This is a genomic window from Geobacillus proteiniphilus, assembly GCF_001908025.1.
In the GTDB taxonomy this organism is placed as follows: domain Bacteria; phylum Bacillota; class Bacilli; order Bacillales; family Anoxybacillaceae; genus Geobacillus; species Geobacillus proteiniphilus.
The window spans coordinates 1-231 of the sequence record NZ_MQMG01000179.1 but is presented as its reverse complement, the minus strand read 5'-3'; the positions used below and the strand labels follow the sequence as shown (position 1 = coordinate 231).

Sequence of the window (231 nt, the reverse complement as noted above, 5' to 3'; positions counted from 1 at the left end):
TTTGATCAATGGCTTGTTGAGCACCAGCGACTAACAGTTGGTTGTTGTTATTGTTGCGTGCCATCGTTGATCATCTCCTCTTAAAAATTTTTTGATGGTTGGGGTGGTTGGATTTGCACCAACACTTCACGCTGCAAGGCGTGTGCCAAGCTTGGCTGAACCCACCGGCCCACCCGCTTTTGGCTTCGCCAGCGTCCCCGTTGCAACGGATGGGTGATTTCGCTGGCGGTA

At 51.9% G+C, this 231-nt stretch carries 1 pseudogene; it reads right to left on the bottom strand.

Annotated elements, in window-relative coordinates:
- Window positions 1-64: pseudogene (locus BRO54_RS20955) on the bottom strand (spore protein); the annotation flags it as partial.
- Window positions 65-231 lie beyond the last annotated feature (167 nt).